Source organism: Nonomuraea sp. NPDC004580 (assembly GCF_040609855.1).
Lineage (GTDB): Bacteria > Actinomycetota > Actinomycetes > Streptosporangiales > Streptosporangiaceae > Nonomuraea > Nonomuraea salmonea.
In genome coordinates, this window is sequence record NZ_JBEXLH010000085.1 from 1 (window position 1) to 22,649 (window position 22,649).

The window sequence follows — 22,649 nt, forward strand, 5'->3', positions numbered from 1 at the left end:
ACGACGGCGGGGACGCCGTAGCGCGACATGATCGCGATGTCCTCGTCGGACATGTGGTGCAGGCCGTCGGCGGAGGCGCAGCCGAGCTCGGCGGCTCTGAAGCGTATTTCCGTCACCGAAAAAGGCAGAAAAAGGGAAACTGAAGGGAGGATAGTAGTAAAGTTTGAATGGTGGTAGTGTAATGTATGATATCCGTTGGTTTTGGTTTCGGTTGTGAAAAGTTTTTTGGTATGATATTTTGCAAGTAGCATATATTTCTTGTGTGAGAAAGGTATATTTTGTATGTTCCCGCGCGTTTCCGTATTTTCCGCTTCCGTATTTTCCGCTTCCGTATTTTCCGCTTCCGTATTTTCCGCTTCCGCTTCCGCAGTAAAAAAAAGAGCCGGAACGGCCCCCTGACCAGCAGCGGCCCGTCCTCGCACGGCGTCACGGTCACCGCGGCGGCCACATCGTCCCCGTCATCCCCGTATTGCGACATTTCCCCCACGTTCCCGTGAGGCACGGCGGTATGCCGGAATGATCGCTGACCTGCGGGGTAGCACTGCCGCCGTGAAGCTACGTGAGCAGAGTGTGACGGGCGGGGACCGGGCGGGGGAGCGGCGATGACGACGGCGTTCGACCCGGCCGCGTACGGGCGCGGCATCGCCGACATCTACGACGTCACCGTCGGGAACCTGCCGACCGAGGCGACCGTCGAGCAGCTGTGCCTGCTCGCCGAAGGCGGTTCCGTGCTGGAGTTCGGCATCGGGACGGGCCGGCTGGCGGTGCCGATGGCCGAGCGGGGGCACCAGGTGGCCGGCATCGACGGCTCGCCCGAGATGGTGGAGATCCTGCGCGACAAGCCGGGCGGCGAGAACATCCCGGTCACCGTGGGCGATTTCTCGGTGACGCGGGTCGAGGGCGAGTACGCGCTGGTGGCGCTCACCACGAACACCATCTACGCGCTGCCCTCGCAGGCCGCCCAGGTCGCCTGCTTCCGCAACGCCGCCGCGCACCTGCGGCCGGGCGGCAGGTTCGTGGTGGAGGCGTGGGTGCCCGACCCCGGCGCCTTCCGCCGCGGCTCCGCGCTGCGGCTGCTGTCGCTGAGCGAGGACGTCGTGCTCGCCGAGGCCGCCCGCATCTCGCCCGCCGAGCAGCTCATGGCCACCACCAAGGTACGGCTCACCGCCGACGGCGTCCGCCTCCTGCCCGCCAACCACCGCTACGCCTGGCCCGCCGAGCTGGACCTGATGGCGCAGCTGGCGGGGATGGAACGCGAGCACCGCTGGGCCGACTGGGCCCGCGCCCCCTACACCGACGACAGCACCAACCACGTGTCGGTGTACCGCCTGCCCGGCTGAGAAACGCGTGGTGGTCCGGGTCAGGGGAACCGGGACAGTGAGGTGTCGCCGCGCTCCCAGCGCGTGAGCACGTACCCCGCCCACAACCGCTCCAGCTCCAGCGCGCACGCCGCGCCGAAGACGATGTCACCGGCGAGGGCGGGCTCGTCGGCGGCCAGGGTGGCGCACAGGTCGTGGGCGGCGATCTGCTCGTGCACGGCGTCCGCCTGGACATGCTCGTCGTAGAAGCGCGCGGTCCCGGCGTCGCCGCCGAGCCGCCGCAGCCCCTGAGCGTAGCGCCGGTTGGGCAGCGAGGACGTCATCTCCAGCGCCGCCAGGTGCCCGGCGAGGGCGCCGCGCAGCCGCCGGTGCAGGCCGAACAGCGACATGGCGTTCGAGATGGCCAGCGTGATGCCGGGGACGCGGCCGAGGTAGGCGCCGTAGGAGTCGTCGAGGCCGAGCCCGCGCATGGTGGCGCGGAACAGCTCGGAGTGCATGCGTTCCGTGCGGCCGCCGCCGTACTCGTCGGCCTGGATCTCCACCAGCGCCGCCTTGGGCCCGCCCGCCAGGCGCGGGATCGCCCACGTGTGCGGGTCGGCCTCCTTGAGGTGGTAGATCGAGCGGTGCACGACGAACTCGCGGAACTGCTCGCGGCCGGCCCGCTGCGCCAGGAACGCCGACACCGACGGCCCGCGATCGTCCGCGGCGAGCGCGGTGAGCACCCGCCGCACATCCCGCGGCCCCTCCAGAGGAGGTACGGCGACCTCGCGCGCCAGCAGCTCCTCGAAGTGCCGTTCCAGCACGGCTCGGGCGGCCAGCAGCGCGGGATCCCACTCCCAGCGCTCGTCCACCCCGGCGAACCCCCGGTAGTGCAGCTCGTAGCAGGCGAACAGGGCGAGCTGGAAGTCGGCGTCGCCGAGGTCGGCGCCGGCCACGTCGAGGTGCAGCGCCCGTCCGTCGGGCGCCCCGGCCAGGCGGCGGAACAGCAGCGCGGTGACGGGCCCGCGCGGCGCGGGCAGCGCGGGCGCCGGCCCGCCGGTTCTCTCACGGGCGTGTCCCCCGATGGCGTCGACCGCTGTCACGAGCGCCCCCCTCCTGTCGGCTCCTTGTCGTTTCCCACCCTCTGACCAGGCAAACCGCAGGTATGACCGGCCCCAATCCGGGTAGTGGGGAGCGGCGACGGGAAGGGCTCCCGCCGCTCGCCACGGGGGAGGTGATGTCCCTGATGACCCGTGAAATGGAGCGGCATCCCGACATCATCAGCATGCGCGAGAAGTACGAGATGGCCGCGGCCAAGCCGGCCGTTCAGCTGGCGGACGGGCTGACCCTGGTGGCCGGGCTGTTCCTGGCGCTGTCGCCGTGGATCATCGGATTCACCGGCATAACGTCATTGACCATGAACAACCTGGTCACGGGGCTGGCCGTGGCCGTGCTGGCGCTGGGCTTCAGCTCGGCGTACGGGCGCACGCACGGGATCGCGTGGGTCGCGCCCCTCATCGGGCTGTGGACCATCCTGGCGCCCTGGCTGATCAGGGGAGAGGCGGACACGCCGACCACGATCACCACCAACGTGATCGTCGGCGCGATCATCCTCATCTGCGGCCTGGTCGCGCTCGGCATGAGCATGACGAGGAGGCGATGAGACCAGGGCCGGCCCGTGTGACCGGCCCTTCTCATACGCTCACCCGGACGCGCAGCGCCAGCGCCACCACGGCGGCGTCCCCCGGCACGCGCACGTCGCGGCCGGTCAGCTCACGGAAGCGGGCGAAGCGGTGCTGGACGGTGTTGCGGTGGCAGTAGAGCGCCGCGGCCGTGTCGGCGATCGAGCCGTCGCCCGCCAGATGCACGCGTACGGTCTCCAGCAGCCGCTCCCGCTCCACCGCGCCGATCGACTCCAGCGGGCCCAGCACCCGCTCGGCCAGCTCGGCGGCCAGCTCGGGGCTGTGCGCGACGAACACCTCCAGCCACCGGTCCTCCAGCCGCATCGGCCCCGCGGGCGCCGCGCCGCCGGCCCGGACCGTGGCCGAGGCCAGGCGCACCGCGTGGGGCACCCGGGCCAGCCCCGTCACCCGCGGCGACAGGCCGCACGCCACGTGCGCGAGCGCGTCGAGCACCAGGCGTTCGGGGTCGGGCACCCGGGAGGGCAGTTGCACGACGAGGATGTCGCCCGACGGGGACTCGTGACGGTGCGTACGCAGCCCGAGCCCGCTCATCCCGCCCGCCGCCACCCGAAGCGCCGCCCCCGACGCGGGCGCCGCCACGACGGCCACGAACGGAGCGGGCACCTCGAAGCCGAGCACCCGCCCCACGTCGCGGACCACGTCGGGGTTGCGCCCGTCGTTGTCCATCAGCCGGGCGAACCACGTGCGCCGCTCGTCCTCCTGCTGCCTGCCCATCTCCAGCACGGCCCGCTGGTAGCCGGTCATGAGGCCGGTGTTGTGCTGCTCGACCGCCTCCCACACCAGGTCGGCCCCTTCGAGCAGCGCCGGGACGTCGTCGGGCGCCGCTGCGGCATCCACGACCTGGTCAACCAGGTCACGGCGAGCGGGCGGCCGTTGGGCCCGGAGGAGGCGCTGACGCCCGAGCAGGCGCTGCGCGCGTACACCGAGGGCTCGGCGTACGCGGTGCACGAGGAGCACCTCAAGGGCACGCTCGGCCGGGGCAGACTGGCGGACTTCGCGGTGCTCTCCGACGACCTGCTCGCCGTCGATCCCGCCACGATCAGGGACATCACGGTGATCGCCACGGCGGTGAGCGGGCGGCTGGTGCACGACGTGCGTTGACCCGATATCGACACCTATGACCCGGCGCTTGCGGAGCCATTGGCTCCCCATGAACCCGTAGTTGGAAGCATGGCCACTGAGGAGTGAGGCGAGCGGGGAGGTGGCGATGCCCCATCGTCCGGGGCCCCTGGCGCTGGGGCTCCCGCGCCCCGGCCGCCTCTCCGTGCAGGCCCGCCTCGTCCTGGTGACCGCTCTGCTGTCGCTGGCGAGCCTCACCGGGGTCGCCGGCGCCGTGGACCTGTTCGTGCGCGACAGGATCGAGCGCGAGGTATACGAGAGCACCCAGCGCGCGGCCACCGAGTGGATCGGCGCCATGGGCACCTCGACCCCGCAGCCCGTGACCACGCCCGAGGTCAGCCTGTTCCAGCTCGTGGACGCCACCGGCCACGTCGTGCAGGCCAGCCGCGAAGCCGAGGGCCGACCGCCCATGAGCACCCTGTGGCCGAACTCCGACGACCGCATCCAGCACGGCAAGGAGTGCACGCGGGACGGCTGCGTCATGTTCACCGCCTACCGGCCGTCGCCGCAGGAGGAGGAGCTGTGGGGCGGCGCCTCCCACATCGTGTACGCCGGCCGCCCCGAGCCCGCCCTCCTGGCCGGCTGGGACCTGGAGCTGGGCCTGGCCGCCGCCGTCCTCACCGGCACCGCGCTGCTGACCGGCCTGGCCGCCCTCCTCATCCGCCGCACGCTGCGCCCGGTCGAGGAGATGCGGGCCAGGATCGCCGAGATCACCGTCACCGACCTCGGCCTGCGGGTGCCGGCGCCGCCGGGCGACGACGCGATCGCCTCGCTCGCGCGTACCGTGAACAGGACCCTGGCCAGGCTCCAGGAGGCGGTCAGCCAGCAGCGCCACTACTCCTCGATGGTCTCCCACGAGCTGCGCACCCCGCTGGCCGGGCTGCGCATGCGGCTGGAGGAGGCGGTGACGTACCCCGACGCCGACCGGGAGGAGACGATCAGGGGGGCGCTCGGCGGCGTGGACCGCCTCCAGCGGATCATCGACGAGATGCTGCTGCTCACCCGGATCCGCACGTCGTCGCCGCAGCAGGCCGAGCGGGTCGACCTGGGCCACCTCGTCCGCGAGGAGGCCGGGAGTCTGCCGGGCCCCTATCGGCCCCTGCTGGTCGTCCACGACTCGCCCCGCGTGTGGGGCAACAGGACCCAGCTCACGGAGGTGCTGACGAACCTGCTGGTCAACGCCCAGCGGCACGCCCGCAGCGCGATCGAGGTGAGTGTCGCCCGTAAGGGCGACGAGGCCGTGCTGACCGTCTGGGACGACGGCGAGGGCATCGCGCCCGAGGAGCGCGAGCAGGTCTTCCAGCCCTTCGTCCGGCTGGCCGCCGGCCGGAAGCGCGACCCCGCGGGCAGCGGGCTCGGCCTGGCCATCTCCCGCGCGATCGCCCAGGCGCACGAGGGCGACCTGACCATCGAGGACGGCCCGCGCGGCACCTGCTTCGTCCTGCGGCTGCCGCTGGCCGGCGAGCACGAACCCGGCTGAGCCGTCAGAGCGAGGGCGTGATCAGCTCGTCCGCCACCCAGCGGGCCACCTTCTCCGGGTACGGCGCCGGCAGCCCGAGCACCACGTGGTGGAAGCCCGCGGCCACCGCCTCGCCGATGGCCTGCCTGGTGGCGCCGGGCCGGTCGTAGGAGACCGGCAGGTGGATCGAGCGGGTGATCGCGGCCGGGTCGCGGCCGATCTCCTCGCAACAGCGGTCGAGCAGGGCGCTGCGGCGGACGACGTCGTCGATGTCGCCGCCCGGGATGTTCCACAGGTCGGCGTGCTCGGCGGCCACCCGCAGCAGCGCCGCTGAACGCCCGCCGAGCAGGATCGGCGGGTGCGGGCGCTGCACGGGCTTCGGATTGCAGTACGCCCCGGTCAGCGTGACGTGCGAGCCGTGGAAGTCGAACGGCTCGCTCTCGCTCCACATCCGCCGGATCACCGTGCACGCCTCGGCCAGGCTCTCCACGGAGTGACGGAAGTCGTGGAAGGGCAGGCCGTGCGCCTCGTACTCGCGGCGGGCCAGGGGATGGTCGGGCCGCGAGCCCGCGCCGATGCCGAAGTCGAGCCGGCCGCCCGACACGATGTCCACGGTCGCGGCGATCCTGGCCAGGACGGCCGGCGGGCGGAACCTGTTGCTGGTCACCAGCAGGCCGAGGCGCAGCCGGTGGGTCTGGGCGGCGAGTGCCGACAGCAGCGTCCAGCCCTCGTGGATCGGCCCGCCGATGTCGCCCTGGATGGGCAGCAGGTGGTCGAACAGCCAGGCGTGCTCGATCTCCGGCACGCCGTCGGCCTCCTGCCAGACCCGCAGGACGTCCTCGTAGCCGACCTGCATGGGAGCGGTCATGATGCCGAACCGCGTCCGGCCTCCGGGGCTGCTCATCGGCGTCGCAGGGCCGGGTCGAGCAGCGCCGGCGGGGTGTCGAACTTCTCGTGCGCGGCCAGGTCGGTGCCCGGCGCGACGATCTCGTCGATGGCGTCCAGGACGTCCTGCGACAGCACGGTCTGCGCCGCGTCGAGCTGCGCCTTCAGGTGCTCCATCGTGCGCGGGCCGATGAGCGCGCCGGTCACGCCGGGGTGCGCGGTCACGAAGCCGAGCGCGAGCTGGATCAGCGTCAGCCCCGCCGCGTCGGCGACCCCGGCCAGCCGCTCGACGGCCTCCAGACGGGTCCTGTTGTACGGCAGCGCCGGGTCGAAGCGCTCCGGCAGCACCGACGAGCGGTGGGTGTCCGCCGCGCGGCCCGCGCGGATCGCGCCCGACAGCCAGCCCGAGGCCAGCGGGCTCCACACCAGCACGCCGAGCCCGTACTCCTGCGCGACGGGCAGGACGTCGGCCTCGATGCCGCGCTGCAGGATCGAGTAGCTGGGCTGCTCGGTGACGTATCGGCTGAGGTGGTGCTCGCGGGCGGCCCACTGGGCCTGCACGATCCGGTACGCGGGGAACGTCGAGCTGCCGAAGTAGCGGATCTTGCCCGCCCGCTGCAGGTCGGTGAGCGCCGACAGCGTCTCCTCGTCGCTGGTCGTGGGGTCCCACCGGTGCATCTGGTACAGGTCGACGTGGTCGACGCCGAGGCGGCGCAGGCTGTCGTCCAGCGCCCTGACGATCCAGCGGCGCGAGCCGCCCTGGTGGTTGGGCGCCTCGCTCATCGGCATGGTGGCCTTGGTGGCCAGCACGACGTCGTCGCGGCGGCCGGCGATGGCCTTGCCGACGATCTCCTCCGACTCGCCGCCGCTGTACCAGTCGGCGGTGTCGATGACGTTGACGCCGGCCGCCAGCGCGGCGTCGATGATGGCGGTGGCCTCGTCCTGGGTGGTGCGGCCGATGGCCCCGAAGTTCATCGCGCCGAGCGCGAGCGTGCTGACCTGGACGCCGGTGCGGCCCAGGGTGCGGTACTGCATGGTCATGTCTCCTCCATGTCTCCTCCACGTGCGCGGCGGCTTTGTCCGGCGGCCGCGCTTCTGGCATCCTGAAAGCGGATCCGCGTTCCGCTAAACACCATACGGAACGCTGTTCCGTTTGTCCAACGGCGTGGTGGAGGTAGCGGCACAGTGGCCGGGTCACAGGCAGCCCCGAAGAAGCGGGCCGACGCGAGACGGAACGAGAAGGCGCTGCTCGACGCGGCCGCCGCGGCCTTCGTCGCCTCAGGGGTCGACGTGCCCGTACGCGAGATCGCCGCCAGGGCGGGGGTCGGCGTCGGCACCATCTACCGGCACTTCCCGACGCGCGCCGACCTCATCGTGGCCGTCTACCGGCACCAGGTGGAGGCGTGCGCGGCGGCGGGGCCCGAACTGCTGGAGGCCGGGCCCACGCCGTACGACGCGCTGGCGAACTGGATCAACCTCTTCGTGGACTTCCTGGTCACCAAGCACGGCCTGGCCGAGGCGATGCAGTCGGAGGACGCCTCGTTCCAGTCGCTGCACGCGTACTTCATCGACCGGCTCGTCCCGGTCTGCGCCCGCCTGCTGGCGGCCGCCGCCGACGCCGGCCAGATCGAGCCCGGCATGGACGCCCTCAGCTTCATGCGCGGCGTCGGCAACCTCTGCATCGGCGCCGGCAAGGAGGGCGCCTACGACGCCCGCCGCATGGTCGCCCTCCTCATCGCCGGCCTGCGCGTCCGCTGACCGGCGGTGGATCAGTAGGGGGCGGGCGCGTGGCGCTCCAGCAGCCGCAGGCCCGCGCGCACGAGCACCCACCCGAGCCGCTCCTCCAGGGCTCCGGTGGCGGAGGGCGACCCGGCCAGGCGGTGCCGCTCGGCTTCCTGGCGTAGTTCGCGGGCGCGTACTCGCTCTACGTACAGCAGGTCTGGATGCATCGCGACCTCCGGGGTCGTCGTCACGGGCGGAACGGGAAGCCCGCGGTGTGCACGGCGACGTGCTCGCGGCCCTCGCGCTCGCCGGCCTCGCGGGCGGCGTCACTGCGCGCCTCCCACTTCTTGAGCAGCTCGTTCATCTCCGTCCTGAGCCCGACGAGCTCCTGAGGGGTGAGCGAGAGCAGGTACTCGGAGTTGAACGAGGCGTCACGCCACTCGTCGGGCCAGGCGGACTTGGTGTCGAGGTAGCTCTGGTACAGCTCGTGGCGCTGCCTGGCCGCCAGCCTGGACAGTGCGACGTAGGCGCCCTCGCTCTCGGGGGCGTCCCTGAAGTCGACGTCCTCGGTGCTGACCCCGCTGACCGCCGCCTGCCACCAGCGCTCGCGCCCGTCGGCACTGCCCTGCTCGGACTCCTCGATGAGCCCGTGCGCGGCCAGCTTGCGCAGGTGATAGCTGACCAGCGACACCGCCTCGTCCACCTGGTCGGCGAGCTGCGAGGCGGTGGCGCGCTGGGTCACCATCAGCGCCCGGTAGAGGCGCATGCGCAGCGGATGCCCGAGCGCCTTGACCGTCTCTAGATCCTTGACGCGGCGTACGTTCTTCCTGGCCATACCTTCACGGTAGATACACCAAGAAAATTGCGCAAGGATTTTGCGCAATTTCCTTTCTTATCTGGCCCTTCTCGGGCCCTCATCGGCGTCGCTGATGAAGTGGCGCTGCTGGACGCGTACGGACGCCCCCCGGCGCGGAGCGGGGCTGAACCCACGCCCGCCGAGACGGCGGCTATCCCTGGCGGGGCTGGAGGGCGTCCAGGAGGAGGTCGAACAGGCGGTCCATGCGCTCCCACGTGTCGCCGGCCGCCGTGGACAGGAACACCCCGAGAATCATCGAGGTGACGTCGTCGGCCTCGACGTCAGCTCGCAGCGTGCCCGCCCGCGCCCCGCTCTCCAGGATCGCGCCGATCGCGGCGGTGATGCGTTCCCTGGTGGTGGGCGTGGCGAGCCGCCCGGAGACCCAGCCGGTGCGCAGCGTGTCGAGCATGGCCCGCTTGGTCGAGACGAACGCGCCGTAGCGTTCCATCCACATCCGCATCGCGACCTCGGGCGGATGCTCGGCCAGCAGGTCGGGCACGCAGCCGGTCACGTCGTCGAGCTCGGCCGAGTAGACGGCCTCGACCAGCGCCTCCCTGGTGGGGAAGTGGCGATAGAGCGTGCCGATGCCGACCCCGGCCTGCTTGGCGATGCCTTCGAGCGAGACGGGCCCGTCGGCGGTGGCGAAGGCGGAGCGGGCGACGGCGAGCAGGTTCTCGCGGTTGCGCCGCGCGTGCGCGCGAACGGGCCGCCCGGCGGCGGGAGATTCGGAAGAACTCGGGGAAGCCAAAGCGGAGGCACCTCCGATAGTGCTAGGGTCATTCGTGGCGGAGGGTCCTCCGCTTTCTGTCGTCATTGTCTGAAGGACGGTGTACTCCCGATGTCCACTGGCACCTCTTCCTCCGACGTCACGGCCACCGGAGCTCCGCGCCCCGGCGGTCCCGGCCTGCTCGGTGACCTTACCGTCTCCCGCGTCGGCTACGGCGCCATGCAGCTCGAACGCCTGCACGACGACCGCGCCGCCGCCGTCGCCCTGCTGCGCCGCGCCGTCGAGCTGGGCATCGACCACGTCGACACCGCCGACTTCTACGGCGCCGGCTTCGTCAACGACGTGCTCCGCGAGGCGCTGCGCCCCGAGGACGGCGTGGTGATCGTCAGCAAGGTGGGCGCCGTCAGCGACCCCGGCGGCCCGCTGCCGCTGCGCCCCGCCCAGCGTCCCGAGGAACTGCGGGCGAGCGTCGAGGAGAATCTGAAGTCGCTCGGCCTCGACCACATCCCCGTCGTGAACCTGCGCAGGCTCGACGTCGGCCCCGGCATCCGCGCCACCGGCCCCCAGGTGGTGGACCTCGACGACCAGCTCGCGGTGATGACCGAGCTGCGCGACCAGGGCAAGATCGGCGCGATCGGGCTGAGCGCCGTCTCACTCGACGTGCTGCGCCGGGCCCTCCCGGCCGGCATCGCCTGCGTGCAGAACGCCTACAGCCTCGTCGGCCGGGACTTCGAGGAGATGCTCGCGCTCTGCGCCGCCGAGGGCATCGCGTGGGTGCCGTACTTCCCGCTCGGGGGCGCGTTCCCCGGCATGCCCAAGGTGGTGGAGCAGCCGGCCGTGACCGAGGCCGCCGGGAAGCTCGGGCGCACTCCGTCCCAGATCGGCCTGGCCTGGCTGCTGCGGCACGCGCCGAACGTGCTGCTCATCCCCGGCACCGCGACGGCGGCCCACCTGGAGGAGAACGTGGCCGCCGGCGCCATCGCCTTCGACGAGGAGACGCTCGCCGCGCTGGACGCCGTACCGTCGCAGACCACGGACATCCTGCTCGGCTGATCGCGGGTCAAGGGGGTTTGGCGCGACGCTGACCCGCACGGGAGGCGGACGTGCGGGTCAGCGGGGTAGGTGCGGGCTGTTGCGCCGCCCCCCTTGTACGCGGAGGAGCACGCCGTGAGCCGCACCTACGATCCCCGCCGCACGGCGGTCCTGCTGGTGGACCCGTACAACGACTTCCTGTCTGAAGGCGGCAAGCTGTGGCCCAGGCTCGCACCCGTGGCCACGAGGGTGGGGCTGGTGGACCACCTGCGCACGGTGACCGCCGCCGCGCGCGGGGCCGGCGTACAGGTGCTGATCGTGCCGCACCGCCGCTGGCAGCCCGGCGACTACGAGAGCTGGGACCACCCCAACCCGACCCAGCGCGGCATCATGGAGCGGCATTCGTTCGCGCGCGGGACGTGGGGCGGGGAGTTCCACCCCGACCTGGGGCCCCGGCCGGGCGACATCGTCGTCCACGAGCACTGGGCGCAGAGCGGCTTCGCCAACACCGACCTCGACTTCCAGCTCAAGCAGCACGGCATCAGCCACGTCGTGCTGATCGGGGTGCTCGCCAACACCTGCCTGGAGTCGACCGGCCGCTTCGCCATGGAGCTCGGCTACCACGTCACGCTGGTGCGCGACGCGACGGCGGCGTTCAGCCCCGAGATGATGCACGCCGCCCACGAGCTGAACGGCCCCACGTTCGCCCACGCCATCCTCGCCACGGACGAGCTGGTGGCCGCTTTCGGGGTGACCGCGGCCTGACCGGGCGGCAGAGTGGGCGGCAGAGTGGGGCGGCGAACCGCACGGCGTCGAGGCCCTGGCCGCCGCGCCGGCCCGGCCCTCGGCGAGGGGAACCCGGCCGGGCACCACGGGGGCGGGAGGTCCTGGCGAGGGCCGCGCTCGCACGCCCTGCCCAGGCGCCGCAGCCGGGCGTCAGTGCGTCGAACTCAGGCGTCCAGGGCGGTCAGGCGCCGTCAAGGGCGCGGGTGACCGTCAGGCTGTCCTCGTAGATGTGGTAGCGGGTGATCAGCCCGTCCTCGACGGTCAGATGCAGCGCGAACGGCGACGTGTACGCCGGACCGCCGCCCCGTACGGTCTGCGCGATCACCCCCAGCACCACCGCATGCGGCCCGTCCACCAGGATGCGCTCCACCGACGTGCCGTTCAGCTCGGGCACGTGGTGAGCTTCGAGCGAACGGAAGTGGTCCGCCACCTCGGCCCGGCTCGACCGCGGCCGGATCCACGGCACCGCCGGATGCCCCTCATCCGGCCAGGAGAGCCGCCAGTCCACCGGTTCGGCGAACAACTCCGCCGTACGCTCGTGGTCCCCCTTGGCCATCCTCGTCAGCAATTCGGTCACGACGTCACGGGTGTCTTCGCTCATGCCGATCATCCTCCCGCCCCACGCCTGCGTATGTCGATTACCTGCGAGGTCATGCCAGGCGGTTGGGGGGTGGGAGAGCGGCGGTCAGGATGGTGCTCGGGATGTCCAGGGCGATGCGGTGGCACCGGCCGCGCGGGACGATCGCCGCGGTGCCCGCGCACAGCTTGACCTCCTCCTCACCCCGCCCTTCCCCGCGCAAATAGAGGCGGATCTTGCCGACGATGCAGGAGACGAGCTCGTCGGCCTCCGGATGACGCTTCCAGTGGCCGCCGTGCACGTCCGTGGCGGTCTTCGCGTGGAAGACCCGCAGCCGCCAGCCGTCCCGATCCGCGCTCCGGCCCGCGTGGATCTCGCCGCTCGCGCTCAGGAGAACGATCGACATCAGCAGGTCGAACGGCGTCACCGCCGCGGGGACGCCACCCTCGTCGCGCAGCCCGGACGCGGCCGGCGCTTTCCGCCGGCTCCCAGGCGCCCCCGGCGCTTCCCGCCCGCCCCCAGGCGCCCGATGCGCGGCCCGCCGCCCATCCGCCCAGGTTTCTGGCACATCCCCTCTGGCCGGTCGGACCTTCGCTCGTGCCCCTTGTGCTTCCGGTCGGGTTTCATGGGCGGTGAGCGGGCCGCTCATGTCGTGCTGGGCGATCAGCGGGACGGACGTCTCCGGTTCTCGGCTCATGCCGCCATCCTGACGATCCATCGGCGACCGGTCGCCCGCCATCCGTCGCGGATCCTTCCGGCTTCCCGCGCCGTTCGGCGCACCCGTCATCCAGGCAATGGGCACGCCGGCGGGGGAGGGGTGGGCAGGTGTTGCTCGATCATGTGGAGTGGAGGTCAGCCGAGGAGGCGGAGGAGTGCGGCCTCCTCTTCGGGGGTGAGGCCGGAGCGGGTCACCGTGTGGCCGGAGTCGCGCAGCCAGGTGAGGGTGTCGCGGGCCGTGTCGGCGACCGGGCGGATGTGCAGGCCGGCGGCCAGGACGGCCGAGACGTCGCGGGCCATGAAGCCGGCGTATTCCGGCAGCGGCACCCACAGCGGCAGAGAACGCGGCCCCATCCAGGCGTTCACGTCGTGCTCGGCGAGGAACTCCTGCCCGGCCCAGACCAGCTCAGGCTGCACCGACAGCCCTTCTGCGATGCCCGCGAGCAGCTCGCCCCTCGGCAACGGGCTGGAGACCGCGTCATACGGCCCGGTGAGCCCCTTCTCGGCGGCGTCGAGCGTCCAGGCGGCGAGGTCGCGTACGTCCACGAGCTGCACCAGGTCGCCGGGAGAGCCCGGCGCCAGCACCCGCCCGCCGCGCGCCAGCCGGTCGACCCAGTAGGTGAACCGGTCGGACACATCCTCCGGGCCCACGATCAGCCCGGCGCGGACGATGAGCGCCGCGTCGCCGACGATCTGCTCGCACGTCACCTTCGCCGGCCCGTAGTTGGCCACGTCGTTCTCGTCGGCGTCGGACGCCAGCGGCTCGTGCAGCACGGAGGTGGCTTCGCGGGTGTCGGGGTAGACGCTGAGGGTGGACACCAGCGTCCAGTGACCGGCGCGGCCCGCCAGCTCATCGACCGCCCTGCGCACCTGGCTCGGATGCCTGGCGACGTCGATGACCAGGTCGAACGACCCCTCCAGGGGAGCCAGCCCGCCGTCCTCCGAGCGATCGACCCGGACGAACTCCACCCCGGGCGGCGGGTCACCCGCCTGCCCGCGCGCCGCGCACACCACCTCGTGCCCGCGATCACGCGCCTGCCGCGCGATCTCCTTGGACAGGAACCTCGTGCCGCCCAAAACAAGTGTTCGCATGCCCCTCATCCTGACCCACCGCGAGCGTCAGGACCGCCCGGCTTCACTCCCAGCGCAACGCTCCCCATCCACCGTCGCCGCCGGGTGCGGGGGCGGGGCTGGGGGTTCAGCCGGAGGCGAATTTCTGGGCGCGGTCGCGGGCCCACTGAGCCGCTTCGGCCGTCCGGTCGGCTGGGAGGGCGGTGCCGGGGTGGCGGCCGAGGCGTTCGACCTGGTCGGCGAAGTTCAGGTGTTCGCGGTGGGCGTGTTCGCGGCAGGGCAGGCAGGTGACGCGTTCGGGGTGGGGCGAGGTCATCGCGTACGGCACCTTGAGGCCGCAGCCGGTGGTGACCTCGGACGGCGCGTCAGGGGCGCGGCCCAGCATCGAGGCGAGCACGTTGCGGAAGTCGGCGCCGGCCTGCAGCACCTTGCGATCGACGTGGATGTGCGGGTCGCTCTCGATCATCTCGGCCATCCCTCCGTCCGTCCTGAGGACGGTGCCGCCGTCCCCGAGGCCCAGGGTAGTGCGGTGGAGGCGGGGGCTTGCGCTTCGTTCAGGTCACGGTCCGCGCCGCCGGATCGTTGCATTGAGCAATGGAATGTTATGGTCGCAGCAGGTGAGCCGGGAAGTCTGGTCGGCGTAGACCTGTCATGCCGTCGTCTCACCGGGATCCGCCCATGCACCCCTCCGAACCTGGCATCCACGAGAGCGATCCGGACTTCGACATCCGGCTCGACAGGCACGGGCAGGTCGTCCTGCTGTCCCTGACCGGGCGGCTGGAGGGGGTGGCGTGCCTGGTTCTGCAGCAATACCTGGTCAACGCGCTGGTGGCGCGGATACCGCCGCTGCTCGCGGTGGACCTGCGCTCGCTCGGGGCGATCGACGAGCACGGGCGCGACATCCTGCGCTCGGCCGCGCGGCACGCCAGGGTGTCGGAGGGGCGCATGATCGTGGTGTACGGGAAGTCCGCCGCCCGGGCGTCCGACGACGACGGCGGTGAGATCGAGGCGGCCGGCACCGTGGAGGACGCGCTCGCCGACCTCTCCGGCACTTCGAGGTGGCCCTCCGGCTGACACGCCCTGGCGGGGCCGGGACATCGGCGCGGCGGGCGCTCCGATAGCTTGCTCAACCGTGAGCCGCAGATGGAAGGTGCCGGGCCTGCTCCTGGCGTTAGGAGTGGCGATCGCCGCCTGGCAGGTCACGAGAGCCGACCTGGTACTGGCGACGGTGGTGCTCGTGGTGTACGCGCTGCTCGGCCTCCTGCTGTCGCCGCTGGCGTTCCCCAGGCCGGTCGATGCCGAGGAGGCGCGGCGGCGCAGCGCCGCCGACGGGCGGGCGGTCGTCTACTGGCGGCCGGGCTGCCGCTACTGCATGCGGCTCAGGCTCCGGCTGGGGCGTGCCGCGCGGCGGGCGTACTGGGTGGACATCTGGCGTGACCCGGAGGGCGCGGCGGCGGTCCGCGCGATCACCGGCGGCGACGAGACGGTGCCGACCGTGGTGCTGGCGGGAGAGCCGCACGTCAACCCCGACCCGAAGTGGCTGCGTGACCGGTTGCGTTGAGCCGCAGCTGGGCCTCGGGCACAGCCGAGTGCCCGTCCCCGGGCCGCTGAGCCGGGGGCGGGCACGTTGATGGGTGTGGCTCGGACCGGTCGTCCAGCCGTGGCACGGGTCGCTTCGCCTCCGCTCCGTGCTCGGGCCGGGCGCCTGTCAACGGCCTGGCTGCTCGCCCTCTTCCTCTTCCTCCCCTTCGGGCTCCTCGCCCTCTTCCTGCTCTTCGGGCTCCTCTTCCTCCTCCTCTGCGGGCTCCTCTTCGGGCTCCTCGCCCTCTTCCTCCTCTTCGGATTCCTCGCCCTCCTCGGGCTCTTCGCCTTCCTCCTCCTCGTTCTCCTCCGGCTCCTCGCCCTCTTCCTCTTCGACCCCCTCTTCCTCCTCTTCGGCGGCGCGTTCCTCCTCCATCGCCGTCTCGTGGTCCTTGACCACCTCGCCGTCGCGGATCTCGCCGCGCCAGCCCTCGCCGACGTCCTCCGGGTGCAGCAGCAGGTGCGACATGACGTGGCGGCGGAAGTGCTTGAGCTCCAGCCGTACGCGACGGCCCTGCGCCCGCCACAGGTTGCCGGTCCGCTCGAACAGGCCCTGCGGGTGGTACTCCAGCACCACCAGCACCCGGGTGAGGTCGTCGCTCAGCTCATGGAACGTCACCGCGCCGTCCACATGACCCTTCGGCCCCTCCGAGCGCCAGATGACGCGCTGGTCGGGGATCTGCTCGATGATCTGCGAGGTCCAGCTCCTGTGCGACCAGAAGACCTGCGCCTTCCAGGCCAGCTTCTCGTCGGACTCCTGCTTGACCGTCTGCACCTTCTTCATGAAGGTCGGGAAGTCCTGGAACTGCGTCCACTGGTCGTACACCAGGCGGCGCGGCGCACCCACGTCGATCGTCTCGACGATGTTGGTGACCTTCTCGAAGCCGCGCTTACCGCCCTTACCGCCTCCGGTGATCTTCTGCATGATGCTCTTCAGGCCGCCCTTGAAGCCGCCCTTCAACACGCCGCCCAGGACGCTGCCGCCGCCTCCCGAGTCACCGGAATCGTCTGAGCTGCCCGAGCCGCCGGAGCCGCCCGAACCGCCCGAGCCGGTCAGCGCGCCTACCAGGCCCTTGCCGCCGCCGTGCTCCGCGTAGTCGGTCAGGCGGCCGGTGAGGTTCTCCACCTTGTTGCCCGCCGCCGAGACCACGCGTCCGATCGCGGCGTGCATGAGGTTGCGTGCCTCGCCGGCGAGCCGGTCGGTCGGCAGGGCGGCGAGGAACTCCTTGCCGACCCCCTTGACCGCGCCCGCCGCCGTGCCCGCGACCCCCTTGGCAGCACCCGCGGCTCCTTTGGCGACACCCGTCACCCCCTTGGCGGCACCGGTGACGCCGCCGGCTCCCTTGGCGGTATCGGTGACTCCTTCGGCTGCTCCGCCCGCACCCTTGGCGACCCCCTCGGTCGCTCCGCTCGCTGCCTTCGCCGCGCCGGTGACACCTTCGGCTGCGCCTCCGGCCCCCTTCGCGGCGCCCGAAGCGGCGCCTGTGGCGGTGCCTGCCGTCCGCTTCGCGGTGCCGGTGGCCGTGCCCGTGGCGCGCTTCGCCGTGCCGGTCGCCTTCGAGCCCGCGCCTGCCGCCGTGCCCGTGACCTGGTCGGTGGTGTCCTTCGCGGCGCCGGTGCCCCGTTTCGCCGCGCCGGCGGCCTTGCCGAGGCTGCTGGCTGCTCGTTTGCCCGCGCCGGCGGCCTCTCCTGCCGTAGGTGTCACCCGCCGCACCGTGGGACGGGCCGCGCTCGTGCGCCGTCTCGCGTTTTCCTCAGCCACCTGTGCTCACCTCCGCATGGAGGTCCGCCGGATGGCACGGGACCGCCGCGCTCGCTCCGGTCCGGCGGGCTCCCGCTCGGCCTCGTTCCGGTTGCCGTTCCCGCTCTCGGCCCCGCTCTCGGCCCCGTTCTGCGCCTCGTGCGTGGCCCCGTTCTGGGGCTCGTGTGAGGCTCCGTTCTGGGGGGAGCCGTTGGAGGAGGCGGTGTCGCCCGTCGCCTCGGAGGGCTCCTCCGAGCCCTCGGCGTCCCCCGGCGACCTGAGCGATTCGGCGCGTTCGTGCAGCTTGTCGCTCAGCGAGTCGATCTGCCTGCTGGTCGCGGCCTTACCCGCCTCCAGCAGACCGCCACTGAGCTGCTCGGTCAACTTGCCCAGGTCGGCCGACGAGCCCAGAGTCTTGAGCCCTTGGGACAGCAGCCCGCCGCTGTTCCCGGACGCCTTCCCGGCCAGCCCGGCCGCCACGAGAACGGCCGCCGTGCGCAACTTGCGCCGTCGCCCTAGGTAGTACCCGGCGAGCAGGGCACAAGCGATTCGCATCTTGTTCGCCATGATCAAGTTTTCCTTCCCCGAGGCCGCGTCTGTGCAAGCGAGGGACATCGCCCGCCGTCTGCCCTCAAAGGGGACAAAGAACCTGATATCAGGCGAAACTTGAGCACATTTTGGAGATGGCGACCGGTGCCGCCCCAGGTCAGGAGGGCTTGCCCGCCGTGATCGACACCAGCGCCCTGCCCTTCTTCACGGAGACCAGGCTCACCTCCACGGTCGGCCGCTTGCGGAACCCGAAGCTCGAAGTGCCGCCCTTGCCCAGGGTCGCCTGCGCGCCGCCACCATGCGGATAATCCACCAGGTACGTGATGGAGCTCTTGCCGACGTCCAGGATGTGGAATTGGCGGTAGTAGAACTTCTTCGCGTTGAGGCGGATGGTGACCGGTCTCGACACCCGCAGCAGGCAGTCGCCGTCGAAGCAGTCCCTCACCCGGCTGGTGGCCTTGCGCTTCTTCGTGGGGGAGGCCGACGGCGAGGGCGTGGGGCTCACGCTCGGGGTGGTGGACGCCTCAGGAGTGGAGGTCGGGGGAGCGGAGGTCGGGGCGGTGGTGGCCGGCGTGCTCGCGGGAGCGGCAGCGGTCGGCGGCTCCGCCGCCCCGCACCCCGCCACCACACCCACCAGCACGCACCCCGCCAGTACGTGACGCACCCGCCCACACCGGGCCGGTAGGGGAGGGGCGACGGGCCCAGGCACCATGGGCACAGGTGCCGTGGGCGTGGACGGGCTGAGCGGGGGTGGGGCGGGGAGCGGAAAGGCCGGGGGGTGGGTTGGGGCCATGGTGGCATCGTCTCCTCTCCGTACGCGTCTCGTCACGCTAACCACCCCGCCCCGGGAGGGGTCCCCGGCTCTACCCGTCCAGGTGGAGGCGGGGCCAGGCGGCCGTGTCGCGCAGGAGCTGCCGATCGTGGGTGGCCAGGACGACGGCGGCGCCCGTACCGGCGAGCGCCTGGGTCAGTTCCTCCACCAGAGCCATGGACAGGTGATTGGTGGGCTCGTCGAGCAGCACCACGTGAGGCCGCCCGGCCAGCAGGATCGCCAGGTCGAGCCGCCGCTGCTGCCCGACCGACAGCTCGGTGACCGGCCGGTGCACCGCCTCGGCGGGCAGCAGCCCGAGCCGTCCGAGCCCGACCGTGTCGGCCTCGGCAAGGCGTTGTGAGGTGACCAGCCGGCCGACCGCGGCTTCGTACACCTCGAAAGCCCGCAGCCGGGACGGCGGCGGGGACTCCTGGCCGAGCAGCCCGACCCGCACGCCCCGCCCGCGCTGCACGGTCCCGGAGCCGGGGACCAGCTCACCGGCGAGCAGCCGCATCAGGGTCGACTTGCCGGAGCCGTTCGGCCCGGTGACCACCAGGCGGTCACGGGCCCGCAGCAGCAGGGACTGCGGCGTGGTGAGCCGGGGATCGAGCGTCACCTCGGCGGTTTGCAGCAGCGCGACGCCGGGCGGGGCGTCCAGGTGCGGCATCGAGAAGCGCAGCGGCGGCACCGGTACGTCGAGCACCTGCGCCTCCAGCGCCTCCTGCCGCCGATGCACGGCGCGGACCAGAGCCGGGGCCCGCGTGGCGCGGGTGTGCTTGCCGGTGCCCTTGTCCGGACGCCAGCCGGTGACCAGCCGGTTCTGTGCCTCGGACAGGTCCTGCGCCAGCCGCCGGCGTTCGAGCTGCTGGTCACGGTACGCCGTCTCCCACCGCTCGCGTTCCGCCGTGCGGCCCTCGCGGTAACCGGCATACCCGCCGCCATAGGTGCGCGGCCGCCCGTCGCTGGTCGGGTCGAGGTCGAGCACGGTGGTCACCACGTCAGACAGCAGCGCCCGGTCATGGCTGACCAGCACCAGCCCGCCCGGATGGGCGCGCAGCGCGGCGGTCAGATGGCCGAGTCCGGCGGCGTCGAGGTGGTTGGTGGGCTCGTCGAGCAGCAGCAGGTCGTGCCCGGCGCCGAGCAGGCAGGCCAGCCGGATCCGATAACGCTGCCCGACGGACAGCCCGGCGAGCGGCCTCGTCCGGTCGCTCACGGCGTTCAGCGCGGCGAGCGCGACGTCGACCCGCCGGTCGGCGTCCCACGCGCCGAGCGACTCGGCGGCCTCCAGAGCCGTGGCGTACGCCTGCTCGGCGCCCGGCCGTTCCTCCGCGAGCGCGAGCGTGGCCGACTCGAAGGCCCGCAGCGCCGCGCGGACCTGAGCGAGCTCGGCGTCGATGAGATCGCCGACGGTACGGTCGTCGCCGACCGGCATCTCCTGGTCGGCCACCCCTATGGTGCCGACGCGGTGCACGGTGCCCGCGTCGGGCGCGAGCGTGCCCGCGAGCACCTGCAGCAGAGTGGTCTTGCCACGGCCGTTCTCGCCGACCACGCCGAGCCGGTCGCCCGCCGAGACGGTCACGTCCACGCCGGACAGGACGGGCCGGCCACCACGGGCGAGGTGCAGGCCGGTGGCGTTGAGCTGCGCCCGCGCACGGGCGGGCAGCACGATGTCGATGGACATACTTCCTCCGGGAAGCAGGCCCCGGCGCGGCACGCGGCGGCGCGGGGACCTGAAAGGTGAGAGCTGACGCGGAAGCGCTCAAGCCGCGCCCGTTGGCGGGCGGGGCGAGCCGCGTCGTCCTCAGAGGAAGTACAGATGCATGCCCGGCACTCTACCCGATGTCGTCGGGAGGACGGCGTTCAGGAGGCCGGTCACCGGCCGATGGTCGCCGTCCAGGTGCCGCGCCGGAGCGTGATCTCCCCCTCGGGGCTGATCGTCGCGGTGGCGCCTCGGACCGGCAGCCCGCCGGCTCTCAGCCAGTGCTCGCGCACCTGGTCGAGCAGGTCGTACAGGCGGCGCGGACCGCCCTGATGGACGGTCACCTCGCCGTCGCGCTCCTCGGCGCGGGCCCACGACCCGTCGCCGTGGGCCATGAGCGCGACCCGGTCGGCACCATCGCCGCCGGTGATGAAGCGGTGCTCGATGCCGGGCGCGGCGAGCTCCAGCATGGTCGCGACGTCCCACCCGCCGACCACGTCCATCACCGGGTACGGGCTCCCTTCGATCTGCTCGCCGTCCTCGACGCGGGCACGCTCGAGCACTGACCAGTCCCGCGCCAGGTGGTCCACGCCGGCCCGGCTGCGCATGAACGCGGCCCGGTCGTGCTCGACCCGGCCGACGGCGCCGCCGCCCGGCTGCTTGTCGGCCGTGACGATCAGGCTCGTCCCGGCGATCGTGGTCACCAGCCTGCCGTCCGGCGTCAACGCGGCCAGCCACGACGCCGGGATCGGCCGGACGGCCACCGTGGCGACGATCCGGTCCCCCTCCCAGTCGATCGGACCGGTGGCGTCGGCGGTCAGCAGCCGAGGTCGGAAGCCGTGCTCGTGCAGCCGCTCTTCGGCGGCCGCCGTCAGGTAGGGGTCCACGTCGATCGCCGTGACGCGGATGTCGCCGAGCCGGTGACACAGCAGGGCGGTGCCGTAACCGGTGCCGGTGCCGACGTCCAGCACGGTCGACGAGCCGTCGAGACAAGCGTGCCGGAACATCTGCACGAGCAGCCCGGGCAGCGTGGACGACGACGTCGCCGACCCCTGCAGGACAGCGCCGGGGCCGGCGCGGTCGGCGTGCACGTCACCGACCTGGGTGACCAGCGTCCAATCACGATAGGCGGCACGATGCCACGCCCCGGGATCGTCGGCACCGACGCGCAGCCGCCACCCTTCGGGCGTCCTGGCCCACCAGCGAGGCACGAACGGATGACGCGGAGTGCTCCCCACCGCACCCCGCCACCGCGACCTCGGCGGCGCCACCTCAGCGGCAAGCCGGCCCGCGAACTCCCTCCAGCCCATGAGGCAGTATCCCTCCTCCCTGAGCCGCCCGGTGTGCGTACTCACCGGTCACCGCCTGCGGTCCTGGCGACGGGCGGCACGAGCGCGTTGCCTTCGCACTCGGTGCTCGCGGGCGGGCAGTCGTTGCCGTCCGACGCCGGCGGGCACTCCGAAATCGGCGCGCAGGGCGGCTTGTCACCGCGGCGCGGCACCAGCGGCAGGAGAGCGTTCCAATATGGCCCGTGCAGGATCTCGCCGAGCGGGGTGTCGCGGACGTTCCCGGCCGGGGGCAGGAACCTGGCCATGACGCACATGGTGACGTCCCCGTGAGCCGAGACGGCGGCGCGGCCGTCGCCGCACTGGCCGCACAGCTCGTTGACATGCGCGCTGAAGGGTTCACCTTCGATGGCGCGGCCGATGCCGCGCATCCGGTCGACGGGGGCGAGGTTGCGCACGCCGAGCGCGGCCATCTCGGCGTGCGCCTCATGAGCGCGCTGCCCTTCGAACGTCTCGACGACCGCGACCTTGAGCGGGATGCCGGAGTCCAGTGCGACGCTGATCGCGGCCCGCGTCCGCCGATGGGAACCGGGACGGCCGGTGACCTGGTCGTGGAGCTCCGGCCGGTCGCTGTAGTAGGACGTGGCCAGGGTGACGCGCGGCTCGCGGTACAGCGCCCACAGGGCCGGCGTGACGCAGTACAGGTTCGAGAACACCTGCAACTCCAGGCCGACGCTCAGGGCGTGGTGGGCCAACGGCAGAAAGTGCGGGTGCATGGACGGTTCGCCGCCGATGAGCTGGACGCGGCGGACGCCGGCGGCAGGGGCGCTGTCGAGCAGGTGCTCCCAGTCGCCGCGGGTCATGGTGCCGTGGGTGCCCGCGGGGGACGAGCTGTTGTAGCAGTGGCGGCACTTGAGCTGGCAGGCCGTGGTGACCTCGAGCTCGAGGAACCATACGGGGTCCAGGCCGGGAACGGGGGGCATCGTGGCGACTCCTCACTGAGAGTGATTGTTCACTCTCGAAATGGAGT

General features: G+C 72.2%; 28 protein-coding genes. 10 read left to right on the forward strand and 18 right to left on the reverse strand.

The annotated features are described in order from the left end of the window. Positions 1-422, reverse strand: a 422-nt coding sequence (locus ABZW11_RS42575; RefSeq protein ID WP_355430957.1) for a hypothetical protein, incomplete at its 3' end; no start/stop codon positions are given. Between the two features lie 180 nt (positions 423-602). Here ABZW11_RS42575 and ABZW11_RS42580 point away from each other — a divergent pair. Next, on the forward strand, positions 603-1,340 hold the full coding sequence (locus ABZW11_RS42580; protein WP_355430959.1) for a class I SAM-dependent methyltransferase: 738 nt from the start codon (positions 603-605) through the stop codon (positions 1,338-1,340). A 20-nt stretch (positions 1,341-1,360) separates the two neighbouring features. Here ABZW11_RS42580 and ABZW11_RS42585 read toward each other — a convergent pair whose 3' ends face one another. Beyond that, entirely contained in the window at positions 1,361-2,401 is a 1,041-nt protein-coding gene (locus ABZW11_RS42585; RefSeq protein WP_355430962.1) for an iron-containing redox enzyme family protein, read from the reverse strand. 143 nt (positions 2,402-2,544) lie between these two features. Between ABZW11_RS42585 and ABZW11_RS42590 the strand changes: the two genes are divergently transcribed. After that, complete coding sequence (locus ABZW11_RS42590; protein ID WP_355430965.1) at positions 2,545-2,961, forward strand: SPW repeat protein; 417 nt, start codon at positions 2,545-2,547, stop codon at positions 2,959-2,961. 31 nt (positions 2,962-2,992) lie between these two features. Here ABZW11_RS42590 and ABZW11_RS42595 read toward each other — a convergent pair whose 3' ends face one another. Further along, the gene (locus ABZW11_RS42595) at positions 2,993-3,781 is read right to left on the reverse strand and encodes a helix-turn-helix domain-containing protein (protein WP_355430968.1); all 789 of its coding nucleotides are present in this window, start codon (positions 3,779-3,781) and stop codon (positions 2,993-2,995) included. On the opposite strand from ABZW11_RS42595, the gene ABZW11_RS42600 reads away from it, so the two are divergent. Continuing rightward, positions 3,758-4,102 carry an amidohydrolase family protein gene (locus ABZW11_RS42600; RefSeq protein ID WP_355430971.1) on the forward strand — a complete coding sequence of 115 codons (345 nt, stop codon included), beginning with the start codon at positions 3,758-3,760 and terminating at the stop codon, positions 4,100-4,102. The genes ABZW11_RS42595 and ABZW11_RS42600 overlap by 24 nt on opposite strands. A gap of 106 nt (positions 4,103-4,208) precedes the next feature. After that, positions 4,209-5,600, forward strand: a complete 1,392-nt coding sequence (locus tag ABZW11_RS42605) for a HAMP domain-containing sensor histidine kinase (protein WP_355430974.1) — start codon at positions 4,209-4,211, stop codon at positions 5,598-5,600. A 4-nt stretch (positions 5,601-5,604) separates the two neighbouring features. Here the strand turns inward: ABZW11_RS42605 and ABZW11_RS42610 are convergent, their stop codons facing one another. Next, positions 5,605-6,447 (reverse strand): LLM class flavin-dependent oxidoreductase, encoded by an 843-nt coding sequence (locus tag ABZW11_RS42610; protein WP_355430977.1) that lies wholly within the window; start codon positions 6,445-6,447, stop codon positions 5,605-5,607. A gap of 32 nt (positions 6,448-6,479) precedes the next feature. Next, positions 6,480-7,505, reverse strand: coding sequence for an aldo/keto reductase (locus tag ABZW11_RS42615; RefSeq protein ID WP_355430979.1), 1,026 nt, complete (start codon positions 7,503-7,505; stop codon positions 6,480-6,482). Positions 7,506-7,649: 144 nt separating this feature from the next. On the opposite strand from ABZW11_RS42615, the gene ABZW11_RS42620 reads away from it, so the two are divergent. After that, positions 7,650-8,222 carry a TetR/AcrR family transcriptional regulator gene (locus tag ABZW11_RS42620; protein WP_355430981.1) on the forward strand — a complete coding sequence of 191 codons (573 nt, stop codon included), beginning with the start codon at positions 7,650-7,652 and terminating at the stop codon, positions 8,220-8,222. 11 nt (positions 8,223-8,233) lie between these two features. Here the strand turns inward: ABZW11_RS42620 and ABZW11_RS42625 are convergent, their stop codons facing one another. The 3 genes from ABZW11_RS42625 to ABZW11_RS42635 form a co-directional block, all read right to left on the reverse strand. Then, the gene (locus ABZW11_RS42625; protein ID WP_355430983.1) at positions 8,234-8,437 is read right to left on the reverse strand and encodes a hypothetical protein; all 204 of its coding nucleotides are present in this window, start codon (positions 8,435-8,437) and stop codon (positions 8,234-8,236) included. After that, complete coding sequence (locus tag ABZW11_RS42630) at positions 8,434-9,021, reverse strand: helix-turn-helix domain-containing protein (protein WP_355430987.1); 588 nt, start codon at positions 9,019-9,021, stop codon at positions 8,434-8,436. Before ABZW11_RS42630 ends, ABZW11_RS42625 begins: the two co-directional genes overlap by 4 nt. Positions 9,022-9,193: 172 nt before the next feature. Then, complete coding sequence (locus tag ABZW11_RS42635; RefSeq protein ID WP_355430990.1) at positions 9,194-9,790, reverse strand: TetR/AcrR family transcriptional regulator; 597 nt, start codon at positions 9,788-9,790, stop codon at positions 9,194-9,196. 90 nt (positions 9,791-9,880) lie between these two features. Here ABZW11_RS42635 and ABZW11_RS42640 point away from each other — a divergent pair, with 90 nt between their 5' ends. Both ABZW11_RS42640 and ABZW11_RS42645 read left to right on the forward strand, forming a co-directional pair. Beyond that, a complete protein-coding gene (locus tag ABZW11_RS42640; protein WP_355430993.1) occupies positions 9,881-10,822 on the forward strand; it encodes an aldo/keto reductase in 942 nt (313 codons plus the stop codon). A gap of 114 nt (positions 10,823-10,936) precedes the next feature. Beyond that, complete coding sequence (locus ABZW11_RS42645; protein WP_355430996.1) at positions 10,937-11,566, forward strand: isochorismatase family cysteine hydrolase; 630 nt, start codon at positions 10,937-10,939, stop codon at positions 11,564-11,566. Positions 11,567-11,768: 202 nt separating this feature from the next. Here the strand turns inward: ABZW11_RS42645 and ABZW11_RS42650 are convergent, their stop codons facing one another. The 4 genes from ABZW11_RS42650 to ABZW11_RS42665 form a co-directional block, all read right to left on the reverse strand. After that, positions 11,769-12,188, reverse strand: a complete 420-nt coding sequence (locus ABZW11_RS42650; protein ID WP_355430999.1) for a nuclear transport factor 2 family protein — start codon at positions 12,186-12,188, stop codon at positions 11,769-11,771. A 49-nt stretch (positions 12,189-12,237) separates the two neighbouring features. Beyond that, positions 12,238-12,591, reverse strand: a complete 354-nt coding sequence (locus ABZW11_RS42655) for a cupin (RefSeq protein WP_355431002.1) — start codon at positions 12,589-12,591, stop codon at positions 12,238-12,240. 425 nt (positions 12,592-13,016) lie between these two features. After that, the gene (locus ABZW11_RS42660; RefSeq protein WP_355431005.1) at positions 13,017-13,973 is read right to left on the reverse strand and encodes an NAD-dependent epimerase/dehydratase family protein; all 957 of its coding nucleotides are present in this window, start codon (positions 13,971-13,973) and stop codon (positions 13,017-13,019) included. Between the two features lie 106 nt (positions 13,974-14,079). After that, positions 14,080-14,427: a hypothetical protein gene (locus ABZW11_RS42665; protein ID WP_355431008.1), complete on the reverse strand. Its 348-nt coding sequence runs from the start codon at positions 14,425-14,427 to the stop codon at positions 14,080-14,082. A 203-nt stretch (positions 14,428-14,630) separates the two neighbouring features. On the opposite strand from ABZW11_RS42665, the gene ABZW11_RS42670 reads away from it, so the two are divergent. After that, positions 14,631-15,026: a hypothetical protein gene (locus tag ABZW11_RS42670; protein ID WP_355431012.1), complete on the forward strand. Its 396-nt coding sequence runs from the start codon at positions 14,631-14,633 to the stop codon at positions 15,024-15,026. Positions 15,027-15,084: 58 nt separating this feature from the next. Then, positions 15,085-15,513: a glutaredoxin domain-containing protein gene (locus tag ABZW11_RS42675; RefSeq protein ID WP_355431015.1), complete on the forward strand. Its 429-nt coding sequence runs from the start codon at positions 15,085-15,087 to the stop codon at positions 15,511-15,513. Positions 15,514-15,660: 147 nt separating this feature from the next. Here the strand turns inward: ABZW11_RS42675 and ABZW11_RS42680 are convergent, their stop codons facing one another. The 3 genes from ABZW11_RS42680 to ABZW11_RS42690 all read right to left on the reverse strand — a co-directional run bounded on the left by ABZW11_RS42680 (position 15,661) and on the right by ABZW11_RS42690 (position 18,232). Next, a complete protein-coding gene (locus ABZW11_RS42680; protein ID WP_355431018.1) occupies positions 15,661-17,295 on the reverse strand; it encodes an SRPBCC family protein in 1,635 nt (544 codons plus the stop codon). 6 nt (positions 17,296-17,301) lie between these two features. Beyond that, positions 17,302-17,829: a hypothetical protein gene (locus ABZW11_RS42685; protein ID WP_355431021.1), complete on the reverse strand. Its 528-nt coding sequence runs from the start codon at positions 17,827-17,829 to the stop codon at positions 17,302-17,304. A gap of 151 nt (positions 17,830-17,980) precedes the next feature. Continuing rightward, the gene (locus ABZW11_RS42690; protein WP_355431024.1) at positions 17,981-18,232 is read right to left on the reverse strand and encodes a hypothetical protein; all 252 of its coding nucleotides are present in this window, start codon (positions 18,230-18,232) and stop codon (positions 17,981-17,983) included. On the opposite strand from ABZW11_RS42690, the gene ABZW11_RS42695 reads away from it, so the two are divergent. Then, the gene (locus ABZW11_RS42695) at positions 18,213-18,482 is read left to right on the forward strand and encodes a hypothetical protein (protein WP_355431027.1); all 270 of its coding nucleotides are present in this window, start codon (positions 18,213-18,215) and stop codon (positions 18,480-18,482) included. The two genes, ABZW11_RS42690 and ABZW11_RS42695, sit on opposite strands and share 20 nt — an antisense overlap. Before the next feature lie 204 nt (positions 18,483-18,686). Here ABZW11_RS42695 and ABZW11_RS42700 read toward each other — a convergent pair whose 3' ends face one another. From ABZW11_RS42700 to ABZW11_RS42710, 3 genes are all read right to left on the reverse strand, one after another. After that, positions 18,687-20,315, reverse strand: coding sequence for an ABC-F family ATP-binding cassette domain-containing protein (locus tag ABZW11_RS42700; RefSeq protein WP_355431030.1), 1,629 nt, complete (start codon positions 20,313-20,315; stop codon positions 18,687-18,689). A gap of 191 nt (positions 20,316-20,506) precedes the next feature. Beyond that, positions 20,507-21,544 carry a methyltransferase domain-containing protein gene (locus ABZW11_RS42705; protein WP_355431033.1) on the reverse strand — a complete coding sequence of 346 codons (1,038 nt, stop codon included), beginning with the start codon at positions 21,542-21,544 and terminating at the stop codon, positions 20,507-20,509. 140 nt (positions 21,545-21,684) lie between these two features. Continuing rightward, a complete protein-coding gene (locus ABZW11_RS42710) occupies positions 21,685-22,602 on the reverse strand; it encodes a radical SAM protein (protein WP_355431036.1) in 918 nt (305 codons plus the stop codon). Positions 22,603-22,649: the final 47 nt, after the last annotated feature.

Bases quoted from the DNA above. Each gene is read 5' to 3' on its own strand.
- ABZW11_RS42605 (WP_355430974.1), top strand. From the start codon at position 4,209: ATGCCCCATCGTCCGGGGCCCCTGGCGCTGGGGCTCCCGCGCCCCGGC.
- ABZW11_RS42685 (WP_355431021.1), bottom strand. From the start codon at position 17,829: ATGCGAATCGCTTGTGCCCTGCTCGCCGGGTACTACCTAGGGCGACGG.
- ABZW11_RS42615 (WP_355430979.1), bottom strand. From the start codon at position 7,505: ATGACCATGCAGTACCGCACCCTGGGCCGCACCGGCGTCCAGGTCAGC.
- ABZW11_RS42610 (WP_355430977.1), bottom strand. From the start codon at position 6,447: ATGACCGCTCCCATGCAGGTCGGCTACGAGGACGTCCTGCGGGTCTGG.
- ABZW11_RS42630 (WP_355430987.1), bottom strand. From the start codon at position 9,021: ATGGCCAGGAAGAACGTACGCCGCGTCAAGGATCTAGAGACGGTCAAG.
- ABZW11_RS42580 (WP_355430959.1), top strand. From the start codon at position 603: ATGACGACGGCGTTCGACCCGGCCGCGTACGGGCGCGGCATCGCCGAC.
- ABZW11_RS42710 (WP_355431036.1), bottom strand. From the start codon at position 22,602: ATGCCCCCCGTTCCCGGCCTGGACCCCGTATGGTTCCTCGAGCTCGAG.
- ABZW11_RS42670 (WP_355431012.1), top strand. From the start codon at position 14,631: ATGCACCCCTCCGAACCTGGCATCCACGAGAGCGATCCGGACTTCGAC.
- ABZW11_RS42700 (WP_355431030.1), bottom strand. From the start codon at position 20,315: ATGTCCATCGACATCGTGCTGCCCGCCCGTGCGCGGGCGCAGCTCAAC.
- ABZW11_RS42695 (WP_355431027.1), top strand. From the start codon at position 18,213: ATGGTGACCGGTCTCGACACCCGCAGCAGGCAGTCGCCGTCGAAGCAG.
- ABZW11_RS42660 (WP_355431005.1), bottom strand. From the start codon at position 13,973: ATGCGAACACTTGTTTTGGGCGGCACGAGGTTCCTGTCCAAGGAGATC.
- ABZW11_RS42650 (WP_355430999.1), bottom strand. From the start codon at position 12,188: ATGAGCGAAGACACCCGTGACGTCGTGACCGAATTGCTGACGAGGATG.
- ABZW11_RS42665 (WP_355431008.1), bottom strand. From the start codon at position 14,427: ATGGCCGAGATGATCGAGAGCGACCCGCACATCCACGTCGATCGCAAG.
- ABZW11_RS42640 (WP_355430993.1), top strand. From the start codon at position 9,881: ATGTCCACTGGCACCTCTTCCTCCGACGTCACGGCCACCGGAGCTCCG.
- ABZW11_RS42590 (WP_355430965.1), top strand. From the start codon at position 2,545: ATGACCCGTGAAATGGAGCGGCATCCCGACATCATCAGCATGCGCGAG.